The sequence below is a fragment of the Mesorhizobium sp. C089B genome, assembly GCF_030323125.1.
Taxonomy (GTDB): domain Bacteria; phylum Pseudomonadota; class Alphaproteobacteria; order Rhizobiales; family Rhizobiaceae; genus Mesorhizobium.
The window spans coordinates 6433407-6445583 of the sequence record NZ_CP100469.1; the positions used below are offsets into that span (position 1 = coordinate 6433407).

Sequence of the window (12177 nt, forward strand, 5' to 3'; positions counted from 1 at the left end):
ACTACCGAGCCTTTTGATAGCGGATGTAGAACAGCGTCAGGCCGAGAGAGATCAGCAGGATGACCACGGCGCTCGCCGAGGCCTGCGACAGGTTGTAGCTCGAAAACGCCAGCTTGTACGTGTAGGTGCTGAGGACCTCGGTCGAGTAGATCGGACCGCCACCCGTCGTTATCCAGATCAATGGAAAGACCTGCATGGTCCAGATGAAGTCGAGCAGCGAGATGCTGATGATGATCGGCATCAGCTGCGGAATGGTGATGAAGATCAGCTTCTGGTAGGCCTTCGCGCCGTCGATATCGGCGGCCTCGTAGAAATCCCTGGGAATGCCCTGCAAGCCTGCGAGCAGGCTGACCATGAAAAGCGGGTAGCCCGCCCAGATATTAGCGAAGGTGACGGCGTGCAGCGCGGTCGCGGGCGAGGAAAACCACTCGACCTTGGCACCGATGATGCCCATCTGCATGAGAACGCTGTTGACGACACCATTCGGCTCGAGCAGCAGGCGCCAGATCACCGCGATAATCACCGCGGTGAACAGCCAGGGCAGTATGTACAGCACGCGCAGGATGTTGCGCAGCGTCGGATTGATGCGGTCGCTGTTCAGCATGAGTGCGAAGAGCATGCCGATGGTCATATGGAAGACGACACTCATGCAGGTGAAGTAGAGCGTGTGCCACAGCGAGGCCCAGAACACCGGATCGGCAAAGATCGCCTGGTAGTGTTTCAATCCGGCAAAGGACGGGTCGCGACGCAGCACCGCGCTGTTCTGGAACGAATAGCCAATCACCGTCACCATCGGCAGCAGCATCAACAGGCCGATTATGAGGAGCGAGGGTGACAGATAGAGATAGGGTGCGACCGCTCGTTTCAGTCGATGGTGGGAGCGCTTCTGCCCGGTCATGTGCGACCCCTGGGATGTGCCTTCAAGAGGAAGGTGCGCTTCAAAAACAGGTCCATCTCAAATTGCCGATCCGTTGTTGACGGGTGGCCTGGCCGAGGCCGGGCCACCCGGTGGAAGATAGCAAACGGGCAATGGCCGCTCAGAATTTCGCCGTCCAGCCCTTTTGAGCGTTGGTTGCGGCTTGTTCCGGAGACTGCTCGCCGGCAAGCATCTTCTGAGCCTCCACGTCGAACTGGGTCATCAGGTCTTCAGCCACCGGCAGGCCCGTGAACTCGTTGGCGAGATAGCCGGTCTTGAAGATTTCGAAAGCCTTGGCGAAAGCCTTGTCCGAGGTCACGAAATCGGGCTTGGCGTTGACGTTGCCCGGGAAGGCATTTGCAAGCGACACGAGCTTGGCATTCACCTTCTCGCTCATCAGATATTGGACGAGCTTCCAGGCTTCATCCTGATGTTTCGAGGCGGCGGAGATGCCGATGCCCCAGGAGGCGTAGGGAAGGCCGCGCTTGCCGCTGTAGTCCGCCACGACCGGGACCGGGATCAGGTCGAAGTTCAGCTTGGGATTGCGTTTGCGGATGAGGTTCACATGCGCAAGCGAGTCGATCATCATTCCGACCCGATCGTTGACGAATTCCTCGACCTTCTCCTGCTCGGTCTTGGTGGCAATGCCGGGCGAGATGACGCCGGCGTCGTTCAGCGATTTGACGAAGGTGAGCATATCGACCACCGGCTTGCCCTCGAGAGCCGGCTTGCCTTCAACCATCATCGATTGGCCCGAGGCCCAGACCCACGACATCAGGTCGTTCTGGACACCGGACGGCGTTTGCAGCGACAAGGGCAGCACCCAGCCATACTGGTTCTTGTCGGCGTGGGTCATCTTCTTGGCGGCTTCGAGAAACTCCGCGCGGGTCGACGGCAGCTTGGTCACGCCTGCCTGGGCGGCGAGGTCCAGATTGACGAAGACCGGATAGACGAACGAAGCCACGGGAAACATCACCGCCTTGCCGTCCACCTTGATGATATCCGCGACCTGGGTCTTGTCGAACCCGCTCGCATCCATCATCGGGTTCATGTCGGCCAGCGCACCCTGCGCGTTCAGATTGTTCACCCAGGCGCCGTCGAGACCGACGACGTCGCTGAGCGTTCCGGTTGCGGCGCCGACCGAGATCTGGTCTCGCGTGGTCGCATAGGGACCGCTGACCAGCGTCACCTTGATGCCGGGGTTTGCAGCCTCGAAGTCGTTCATGATTGCCCTGAGCGAGCCGCCCGGCAATTCGGGCTCCCACCATTGGGTGAATTCCAGCGTCGTGTCCGCCATGGCGCCGGTTGCACCAAGCAACCATGCGGCCGCGGCTATTTTCAGCATCGCGGGTCGTATCCGAAACATCATTTTCTCCTCCTTCTTCAAGATCGGCCGCACAATGCGGACGGTCGTCTGTTCATTCAGAAGCCTTCTTGTATCTTCCGCAGGCACCTCGCTCCCGCGCGCGGTCTTCCGCAGATCTTCAGATCGCCAGATGCGTTTCGGGATCGAAGAAATGGAACTTGGCATCATCCACGGCCAACCGGATTTCCGAGCCGGAGCGGACGGCGCTGATCGGCTCGAACCTCGCCACCGCGTTCGACGCCAGACCGAAATCGTCCACCGCATCCGGATCGCCGGAGTCCACCCGGACAGCGTCGATGTTCATGTGGACGATCTGTTCGGAGCCGAGTTCCTCGATCGAGGTCACCCTGGCCGGTATCGTCTGATACTTGCGACCGGATTCAAGGCTGCTGTCATAAAGATCCTCCGGTCTGATCCCGAACACGACCTTGCGCCCCGCATACGACCTCAAGGCCGGCCTGCGCACGAAGGCTGCATCCTGCAGCCGGACGGCGAAGTCGCGAAAAGCGAGCTCGCCGCCCTTCAGGGTCGCCTCGAAAAGGTTCATCGAAGGAGAGCCGATGAAGCCGGCAACGAAGGCGTTAACCGGCGATTCATAGAGCCTCTTGGGTGTGTCGACCTGCTGCAGCACACCGCCTTTCAACACCGCGACTCTGTCGCCCATCGTCATCGCTTCGATCTGATCGTGGGTCACGTAAATGGTCGTGACGCCGAGCTGCTTTTGCAGGCTGGTGATTTCGGCGCGCATTTGCACACGCAGTTTCGCATCCAGATTGGAAAGCGGCTCGTCCATGAGAAAGGCGGCCGGCTCGCGCACCATGGCGCGGCCCATGGCAACCCGTTGACGCTGCCCGCCTGACAGGTTCGCGGGTTTGCTGTCCAGCAAAGACGTCAGCTGAAGAGTTTTGGCGATCTCGTCCACGCGCTTCTTGCGCTCGGCCTTCGGCTTGCCTGCCAGCCGCATCGAAAAGGCGATGTTTTCGGATACCGTCATATGCAGGTAGAGCGCGTAGCTCTGGAACACCATCGCGATGTCGCGGTCCTTGGGCGGCATGTCGACGACGTCGACCCCGCCGATCCGAAGGCTGCCGCTGGTGATGTCTTCCAACCCCGCGATCATTCGCAACGCCGTGGATTTGCCGCAGCCGGAAGGCCCCACGAGGATCAAGAACTCGCCGTCCTTGACCGACAGGTTCAACTGGTCGATTGCGCGAAAACTGTTCCCGTAGGTTTTGCAGATCTTCTCAAGAATGACTTCTGCCATATTCCTCCCTCCACAAGTATAAGCCCTGATTTTTATGATCTCCTGGGCTTGTGTTCGCCTGCGAAATGTTTCGTCGGATAGTTTCAGGTCATGCTCCAGCATCCACATGCGCATTTTTCAGGTCGACTGCTGACGGCGCGTTCGCCGATGCCAGGAGTTGCGTGACCTGGTCCTCGGTCGGAAGCGCCTCGCGCCCGCCACGCCCCGTTATCGAAACGGCCGCCGCCGCGGCCGCGAATGCGATCCGGCCCGCGGTGTCGGCTCCGCGCGTCAACGCATGGGCATAGGCGCCATGAAAGCAGTCACCCGCGCCTGTGGAGTCGACGACCGCAACCCGGTGCGGGGGCAGGTGCCAGAGACCTGTCTCTTCACGGCCGCGATAGTACACACCCCTGCCTCCATCGGTCAGAACCACGGCGGATCGCGATGGCAACCACAAGGCATCGAGCATCTCGGCAGGCGATCGGCGCCCCGTGGCAGTCCGTGCAAAGCTAAGTGGAAGAATGAGATGGTCGCAGAGCGCGATCAGCCGCTCCGTGGCGGGGCCGCTGCTCCATTCGATATCGCCGAGGATCGCAAGGCCGAGATCGCGAGCCCGAGCCACGACATCCAGCGACCCGGTCGCATAGCTATCTACGATCAGGACGGTTGCGCGGCTGAGGATATCGTCCGGAAAGTCCGGAGCGGTGCCCAGCATCGCATCGTCGTCATACGCGATGAACCTTTCCCCGTCCGAGCCGACGGTGATCCGCGAGTGCACCGGGCGCGCGTCGGGATGGCGCGGCGCGAATGCGGTTTCAATACCGCTCGCCACGAGATCGAGCTGCACCGCGTTGTCCGAGGCACTGGCCAGCCATCCGACGAACCCGGCGGTTCCGCCGAGCCGCGCGACGGCGGCCAGCGCCGTCGCGACATTTCCCCCGAAGGCGCGGGTACTTTGCAGAACCTTACCCTTGCCCGCCGACAATGGCTGATCGACGTAGACGATGTCGTCGATCGCAATAGCGCCGAAGCCGAGGATCGAGGGGATGGTGGGCATCGTTCAGGCACCCGCCTTCGCCAGGGCGTCTTGCGCCGAAAGGCCGTCATGGATGACGCCGCGAAAGGCAAGCGCTGCCTTCTCCGGATCGCCGTGCCCCCAGAGATTGCGGCCGACCACGGCGCCGCGCGCGCCGGCACGGATGGCATCCGCCGTCTGCTGAAGCGCGCCGAGCAGCGTATCGGTCTTTGGACCGCCCGCGATGACAACCGGCACCGGGCAGGTCCGGACGGTCTCCCGGAACGACTCGAAATCGCCGGTGTAGCCGATTTTGATCACGTCGACGCCGGACTCGTAACCGATGCGCGCCGCATAGGCGATCTCGTCGGGGGTGAAGACGATCTTTGCTCCGTCGGTGAAATCGCGAGGGTAGATATGCGCCACCACAGGCATGCCGTAGCGGGCTGCTGCATTTACCGAATCGGTCAGCCAGCGTATGTATTTGCCCTCCGTCGCGCCGCGCACCGGAATGGCCACGGCCAACGCATCGGCCCCCGCGCGCACCGCGTCCTCGGGCGTTGCGATCAACTCGCTGATGCGATCGTCCGCGGTGAAGCAGCCCGCCTGAATCACCAGGGAAGCTTTGCCCGCATATTGCGGCCACAGATGGCGCGCGGTGCCAGGCTGGATGCTGACATAGTCGGGTTTGCCCGCCATGACGCGTGCGAGCGCACCCGGCAGGTCGGCAAGGCCGCCTTTGCGCACGTCGCCATAGCCGACGAAGTGGTCGACCGCGCCGCCAAAAAGGTTCCCCGATGGATGCGAGAAGAGGCGCGCGAGACGCACCTTGGTTCCTAGGCTCATGAGTCCAAAATTCCCTGATCGGTTGATTTAAAAAAGCTCGACCCAGTGTTTCCGAAAGAAAAAGGAAAAACAATCTTTCGAAAGCTTTCGAATCTGCATATTTCCGGTAAGGTGAGCCGAGGCCGGCGCGATTGCTCGGCGCAGGCAGGCAAGGGCCGGGCAATGTTGTCGGAGCAGAGACGCCAATCGATCCTGGGCGAGGTGCAACGCAGCGGACAGGTTCGCATCAAGGACCTGTCGGACGGGTTTGGCGTGTCGGAGGTCACGGTGCGCTCCGACCTCGAAATACTGGACCGCAAGGGACTGCTGACCAAGACCCGTGGAGGGGCGGTGACCCGGACCACCGATTCGACGACGGCCGCGTTCGCCCGGCGGATGCAAACGAACCTCGACGCAAAGAAGCGCATCGCCCGGGCGGCGCTGGACCTGTTCGAGGACAACCAATCGGTTATCTTCGACGGCGGCTCGACCTTGATGCAGCTTGCCATGCAGTTACCGCCGCTCAGCAATGTCGTGGTCGCGGCCACGGCCATGAATATCGTGCAGCATCTTATGCATCGTCCCGGGCTCGACGTTCATATGATCGGCGGCCGGGTCTATCCCGACACGGTGAGCACGCTGATCACCGATGCCGATACGGCTCTCGGCGGCCTGGTAGCGCATCAGGTCTTTGTTGGGGCGCATGCGATAGACTCGTCACTGGATGTGGTCGACGTGAACGAAGACATGGCGCGGACGAAGCGAAACCTCGTTCGCATGGCCCGGCGCGTTGTCCTGCTCGCCGATTCGAGCAAATGGGGCGTCAGCGGGACGTCCAAGGCATTTTCGCTGTCGGCCGTCGACGTGGTGATCACCGACGATAGCCTGCCCGGTCCAATACGCAGCGAGCTTGATAGGGTCGGGGCCAAGGTGATCTATGCCTGAAGCCGTCCGGTCTCTGATGCGCGACGGAAGACGCGCATGACCCACGGGCTTCGCAGCGGCCGTCGGCCGTTTTTCATGCCGGTCATGTTCTCCTCCTCACGCTGGCGGCCTCCCAATCCTGCGCAAGAACTCTCACATGCTCTATAAAAATTTTACGCGCGTCAACATTTAAAGTCCTGTATAGCGGATTGCGGGGGGTCGTGGGAACTGCAACGGTTGCGCAGCATGCCCTTGGCTTGGGAGGAAAGCTGGAAATGCACGGAAAATCAGAGACAAAGCTCGGCATCGGTGTCATCGGCTGCGGCAACATCTCGATGACCTATCTGCGCAATGCAGCGCTCTTCGGTGGTGTCGAGCTACGCGCCTGCGCCGACATTTCCGCTGACATGGCTGAGCTGCGCGCCAGGGAATACGGCATCCGCGCCCTGGGCGTTGACGCGCTGCTGGCCGACCCCGATATCGACCTCGTGCTGAACCTGACAATCCCCGCGGCGCATTTCGATATTTCGTTGTCAGCGCTCTCGGCGGGCAAGCATGTCTTCACCGAAAAGCCGCTGGCAACCTCTGCCGCCGACGGCCGCCGCCTTGTCGCCGAGGCCGCGAAGCGCGGCCTGCTGATCGGCTCGGCGCCGGACACATTCCTGGGTGCAGCCGGCCGCCGCGCGCGCCGGCTGATGGATGACGGCGCGATCGGCAAGCCGGTGACCGGCACCGCTTTCATGATGGGACGGGGCATGGAGCACTGGCATCCCAATCCGCAATTCTATTATCAGCCCGGCGGCGGTCCGGTGTTCGACATGGGTCCCTATTACCTGACCGTGCTGGTCAACCTGCTCGGGCCGGTCGAGCGCGTCATGGCGATGGCGACGCGCGGCCAGGAGGAGAGGCTGATCACGGCCGACGGGCCGTTCAAGAACACGACATTCAAGGTCGGCACGCCGACCAACATAATATCGCTGCTCGAATTCCGCTCGGGCGCCACCGTCACCTTCGGCGCCTCATGGGATGTTTTCAAACACTCCAACCATCCCATTGAACTGCACGGCACCGAAGGCTCGCTCAGGCTGCCCGACCCCGACACGTTCGGCGGCACCGTTTCGCTGTCGGAGCGTGGCGCCGACTGGGTCGATTTCGCCAGCGACAGCGAACTCTACGGCGCCCGCAACTGGCCCTATTCCGCGCCCGACCGTGCCAATTACCGCATGCTCGGCGTCGCCGATCTGGCGGGCGCGCTGGCCACGGGCAGAAAGCCGCGCGCCTCCGGTGAGCTGGCGCTGCATGTGCTTGAGATCATGGAGGCGATCCTGGCTTCGGGCGAAAGCCGTGGCTCGGTTGCCGTCAGCGGCACGGTCGACCAGCCGCCGCTGCTTGGCGAAGACGAAGCCGCAACCCTGCTTGCCTGACGGAGGTTCGCCCGTGACGCCATCGCCACCGTCCCCGTCGCCCCTAGATCCGGAGGCCCGGCATGTGCTCGAGCTCGGCAGCCAGGCCGGCGCGCCGCCGTTCGAAACGGGAACGCCTGAGCAGGCGCGCCGCGCCTACAATGAAGGCTTCCCGACCCTGCAAGGCGAGCGCGAGCTGGTCGCGTCGATCAGCGAGCGCATCATTGCAGGACCCGGCGGTCCGCTGAGGCTCAGGATCTATCGCGGGCAGGGCGCGCCTTCGGCAGGCGCTCCGGCGCTGCTTTATCTCCATGGCGGCGGCTGGGTAATCGGCAATCTCGACTCGCATGACGAGATCTGCCGCTGGTTCGCCAACGAGGCAGGCGCTGTCGTCGTTTCCGTCGACTACCGGCTGGCGCCGGAACACAAATTCCCGGCGGCAATAGAGGATTGCCGAGCGGCACTTGCCTTCATGCAAAGCGCCGCGGACGAACTCGGCATCGAGGCTGCCCGCATCGCGGTTGCCGGCGACAGCGCCGGCGGCAATCTCGCCACGGTGCTCGGCCTGCTCACGCGGGGGGACAAAAATCCGCCGGCAGCGCAGCTTCTGTTTTATCCCAACACCGATGCCGGGCAGACGGCCGACAGCTATCGCCGCTTCGCCGCAGGCTTTGGCCTGACCGCCTCGACCATGGCCTGGTTCCGCGACCATTATATCCGCAATGCCGCCGACATCGGCGACTGGCGTACCTCACCGCTGAAGGCGGAAAGCCTCGCCGGTGCGCCGCCCACCTTCATCGCCATCGCCGGTCACGACATCCTCGCCGACGAAGGCGAGGCCTATGCCAGGCGTCTGCAGCAGGCCGGCGTGCCGGTCGTGCTGGAACACTGGCCCGGTCAGATCCACGGCTTCGTCTCGATGGGCCGTCACGGCCCGGCAGCGAGACAGGCGGTTGCCGCCGCCATTGCCGCGTGGCGAAGCTTCGATCCTGCCTTTGGAAAGGCTCAAGCGGACTGACGCATGACCAGGGCGGCGTCAAGGCTGACCTTCGGCGCGACGTTTGCCGTATCCTCGTTGAGCAAAGCGAGCAGTGTCTCGACGCTGCGCCCCGCCATGGCGGCAAAATCCTGCGCGATGGTGGTCAGTGCGGGGCAGGTGTAGCGGCTCAGCGGATGGTCGTCATGGGCGGCGATACGCAGGTCGCAATCGGCCTTGCGGCCGATCTTCAGCCCTTTCGCGAAGGCTGCCGCCATCACGCCGAAGGCCAGGCGGTCATTCGCACACAGTATGGTCTTGCCGGGCAGACCTCCGGTCTTGCCGGGCAGACCCCCGGTCTTGCCGGGCAGACCTCTGGTCTTGCCCGGCAGGCCGCTGGCCCCGAGCATCTGTTCCATCTGCTCGTAGCCGATGCGCTCGAAATCCCATGTGTAGTCTCGGGTGTTGCCGATAACCACCGGCTCCTGGCCAAGCTGACGCATCGCGGCGACGTAACTGTTCAGGCGCTCCGGCGAATTGTGATTGACATGCGGGATGTCGAAATAGATCGGGGCGTCGCCGGAGCGGCAGAGATAGTCGACGATGGTCGAGACGCTCTGGGCATTGTTGTTGCCGACAAAGGGCGTGCCGCCTTCAAGATAGGTGTCGAAATAGACGACCGGCATTGTCTGGGTCAGCTTCTCCAGCGTGCGCCGGTCCGAACGCAAGCCGAGCGGCGCGATCAGCGCGCCCGAAACTTTCAGCGACAGGATGGTACGTGTCGCCTCCATTTCGAGCTCGGTTGAGCCATGCGAGGAGATGACGATCGGCCAGTAGCCCTCGTCGCGCAGCCTGAGCTCGATGCGGCTGACCATTTCGGAATAGAAGGGATCGGTGACCGTCGGTACGACAATGCCGATGGCGCGGGTGCGCTTGCGGTTGAGGTTGCGGGCAAACAGATTGGGCTGGTAGTCGGACGACCGCAACGCCTCTTCGATGCGCTTGCGCGTTGCCGGCTTGACGCTGGTCGGATCGTCGAAATATTTCGACAGCGTCGGCCTGGAGACGCCGCAGGAGCGGGCGAAATCCTCCATCGTCTTGTGCGTCATTGGCATTCAATCCTCGTCTGGCACGCGCCAGAACCTCGGTCATCCCTTGACGCTGCCCACGGTCCTGCAGCCGGCGCGTCCGCCACGCAACGGCAGACGAAATTTACAGGAAACGTCAGTGGGTTCAACGCGCAATGACAGATTATACCGTGCGTAAATTTGTTCAATTGACGCGAAAATTGTCGCGCATCAAAGTCTCGGTCACAAAGAGCGCTGAAAAGTCCAGGCACCATGACACAACAGATCGATCGGCTTCTTTCCCAGCTATATCGTCGGCTCGATGCCGCCGCGATTGTGATCGGCGATGCTATCGATCCGCGCTATGGCGACGACCTCTCCGGCAAGGGCGGCGGCCAGCCCGAACTGGTCTTGCGTCCGCGCAACGCCGCCGACGTCGCCGAAATCCTGCGCCTATGCAGTGGTATCGGCCAGAAGCTGGTCGTCCATGGCGGCCGCACCGGGCTGGCCGGCGGCGCGCGCGTGCAGCCGGGCGAAGCGGTGCTGTCGCTGGAGCGCATGACCGCGGTCGAAGCGCCCGACCGCGCCGCGGCAACCATCATCGCGGAAGCCGGCGCGCCGCTGCAAATGGTGCAGGAAGCGGCCGATGCGTCCGGCCTGATGTTCGGCGTCGATATCGGCGCGCGCGGCACGGCGACGGTCGGCGGCAACATCGCCACCAATGCTGGCGGCATTCGCGTGCTGCGCTACGGCATGTACCGCGCCCAGGTGCTGGGGCTGGAGGCCGTGCTTGCCGACGGCTCGATCCTGACTTCGTTGCGTGGCCTGGCCAAGGACAATTCGGGATACGATCTCAACCAGCTTTTCATTGGCAGCGAAGGCACGCTGGGCGTGGTTACTCGCGCCTGCCTGCGGCTGCATCCCAAGCCCGCCACCGAGGTTGCCGCCTTTTGCGCCCTTGGCTCGCTGGAGGCGGCGATTGCGTTGCTGGGGTTGCTCAAGCAGCGGCTCGGGCCCTTGCTTTCGGCCTATGAGGTAAACTTCTCGCCGCTCTACGGCGCCATGATTGCCGGCATGGCCGCGCCGGCGCCGCTGCCTGTCGGCGCGCCCGTCTATGTGCTGGCCGAGATCCAGGGCAGCCAGGCCGAGCTGGACGGCGAGCGTTTCGCTTCGGTGCTGATGCAGGCGGTCGAGGACGGCATCGTCGACGACGTGGTCGTCTCGCAGTCGCCACGCGAATTCCGTGCGCTATGGGATGTGCGCGAAGAGGCTAACCGATTCCTGTTTGCGATCGAGGGAATGCTCGGCGTCGACATTAGCATCCCGTTGGCGGCCATGGCGGATTTCCTGCGCAACGCCGAAGCCGCGATCCACGCCGTCGACAGCAGCGCCGAGATCTACGTCTTCGGCCATCTCGGCGACGGCAATCTGCACTATCAGGTCGACACCACGGAACCGGCGGCCGCCTATGAGATTATCTATCGCGGCGTGGCGGCATGCGGTGGCGCCGTCTCGGCCGAGCACGGCATCGGCCTCGACAAGAAGAAATGGCTGAACCTCGTGCGCAGCGACGCCGAGATATCGGCCATGCGCCGGCTGAAGGCGGCGTTCGATCCGCACAACATCCTCAATCCCGGGCGGATTTTCGATATCGTTCGATCGCCAGGAGGGATCTAACTTGCAGCTGGCGAGAGCAGCGCGTGGAAGTCGACCGTTCTCATCTGCTCGATGCCGTCCAGAGTCATATTTCCCGCGACATAGACGATGATCGCCAGACCGAGCCAGCCGATCCAGCGATACCTGGCAAGCAGCGCCGCCACCAGCGTCGAGGCGACCGCCATCAGACCACCGACAGGATGAGACCGAACACCAGCGCATTCATGTCGTGGGCGGCGGCGCCCGCCACGGCCAGCACATTGTGCAGCGACATCGAGACATCGGCGACGACGATCTGCAGGATCGCGGTGCGCAGCGCCTTGGCCGGCCGCGCCGTCGCAAGTGCTGCGGCTTCAGTGTCGACGTCCTCGCCGTCGCCGGCCGAGCGCAACTCCTGGAACATGTTCCAGCACACCCAGAACAAAAGCATGCCGCCGACCAGCATGATGCCCGGAATTTCAAGCAGCTGCACCGCGATCACCGCAAAGACGATGCGGATCACCGCCGCCGCGGCAATGCCGGCGACGATCGCCTTCTGCCGCAACGCCTTGGCGAGGCCTGCGGCCGCCATGCCGATCACCACGACATTGTCGCCAGACAGCACAAGGTTGATGGTGATGACTTCCAGATAAGCGGCGACAGTCGTCTGGTCGAAACTCATAGAGCGGTCTCCCCGGAAGGCTCCGGCTGGTTGCGGCGGATCGGACCGATGTCTGCGCAAACGCGAAGACAGCTGATTTGAGTGCAGCCCGGCATTGAAACAAGACGCCAGCGCGGCCAATC

General features: G+C 63.0%; 12 protein-coding genes. 4 read left to right on the forward strand and 8 right to left on the reverse strand.

Annotated features, from left to right (window positions below; genetic code table 11):
• Position 1: 1 nt before the first annotated feature.
• The 5 genes from NLY44_RS31400 to NLY44_RS31420 form a co-directional block, all read right to left on the reverse strand.
• Complete coding sequence (locus tag NLY44_RS31400; protein WP_023804405.1) at positions 2 to 898, reverse strand: carbohydrate ABC transporter permease; 897 nt, start codon at positions 896 to 898, stop codon at positions 2 to 4.
• A gap of 139 nt (positions 899 to 1037) precedes the next feature.
• Entirely contained in the window at positions 1038 to 2285 is a 1248-nt protein-coding gene (locus NLY44_RS31405) for an ABC transporter substrate-binding protein (protein ID WP_023804404.1), read from the reverse strand.
• 115 nt (positions 2286 to 2400) lie between these two features.
• On the reverse strand, positions 2401 to 3546 hold the full coding sequence (locus tag NLY44_RS31410; RefSeq protein ID WP_023804403.1) for an ABC transporter ATP-binding protein: 1146 nt from the start codon (positions 3544 to 3546) through the stop codon (positions 2401 to 2403).
• Positions 3547 to 3634: 88 nt separating this feature from the next.
• Positions 3635 to 4585 carry a PfkB family carbohydrate kinase gene (locus NLY44_RS31415; protein WP_023804402.1) on the reverse strand — a complete coding sequence of 317 codons (951 nt, stop codon included), beginning with the start codon at positions 4583 to 4585 and terminating at the stop codon, positions 3635 to 3637.
• Between the two features lie 3 nt (positions 4586 to 4588).
• Positions 4589 to 5389: a beta/alpha barrel domain-containing protein gene (locus tag NLY44_RS31420; protein WP_023692211.1), complete on the reverse strand. Its 801-nt coding sequence runs from the start codon at positions 5387 to 5389 to the stop codon at positions 4589 to 4591.
• A 162-nt stretch (positions 5390 to 5551) separates the two neighbouring features.
• On the opposite strand from NLY44_RS31420, the gene NLY44_RS31425 reads away from it, so the two are divergent.
• From NLY44_RS31425 to NLY44_RS31435, 3 genes are all read left to right on the forward strand, one after another.
• On the forward strand, positions 5552 to 6313 hold the full coding sequence (locus NLY44_RS31425; RefSeq protein ID WP_023804401.1) for a DeoR/GlpR family DNA-binding transcription regulator: 762 nt from the start codon (positions 5552 to 5554) through the stop codon (positions 6311 to 6313).
• Positions 6314 to 6567: 254 nt separating this feature from the next.
• Positions 6568 to 7716 carry a Gfo/Idh/MocA family protein gene (locus NLY44_RS31430; protein ID WP_023804400.1) on the forward strand — a complete coding sequence of 383 codons (1149 nt, stop codon included), beginning with the start codon at positions 6568 to 6570 and terminating at the stop codon, positions 7714 to 7716.
• A 64-nt stretch (positions 7717 to 7780) separates the two neighbouring features.
• The gene (locus NLY44_RS31435) at positions 7781 to 8713 is read left to right on the forward strand and encodes an alpha/beta hydrolase (RefSeq protein ID WP_245263680.1); all 933 of its coding nucleotides are present in this window, start codon (positions 7781 to 7783) and stop codon (positions 8711 to 8713) included.
• Here the strand turns inward: NLY44_RS31435 and NLY44_RS31440 are convergent.
• The gene (locus tag NLY44_RS31440) at positions 8701 to 9786 is read right to left on the reverse strand and encodes a LacI family DNA-binding transcriptional regulator (protein ID WP_031201202.1); all 1086 of its coding nucleotides are present in this window, start codon (positions 9784 to 9786) and stop codon (positions 8701 to 8703) included. The two genes, NLY44_RS31435 and NLY44_RS31440, sit on opposite strands and share 13 nt — an antisense overlap.
• Positions 9787 to 10011: 225 nt before the next feature.
• On the opposite strand from NLY44_RS31440, the gene NLY44_RS31445 reads away from it, so the two are divergent.
• Positions 10012 to 11415 carry an FAD-binding oxidoreductase gene (locus tag NLY44_RS31445; RefSeq protein ID WP_023804397.1) on the forward strand — a complete coding sequence of 468 codons (1404 nt, stop codon included), beginning with the start codon at positions 10012 to 10014 and terminating at the stop codon, positions 11413 to 11415.
• Here NLY44_RS31445 and NLY44_RS33145 read toward each other — a convergent pair.
• Positions 11412 to 11579, reverse strand: coding sequence for a TerC family protein (locus NLY44_RS33145; protein ID WP_348524306.1), 168 nt, complete (start codon positions 11577 to 11579; stop codon positions 11412 to 11414). The two genes, NLY44_RS31445 and NLY44_RS33145, sit on opposite strands and share 4 nt — an antisense overlap.
• Positions 11579 to 12055: a YjbE family putative metal transport protein gene (locus NLY44_RS31450; RefSeq protein ID WP_348524305.1), complete on the reverse strand. Its 477-nt coding sequence runs from the start codon at positions 12053 to 12055 to the stop codon at positions 11579 to 11581. The genes NLY44_RS33145 and NLY44_RS31450 overlap by 1 nt, the downstream gene beginning before the upstream one ends.
• Positions 12056 to 12177 lie beyond the last annotated feature (122 nt).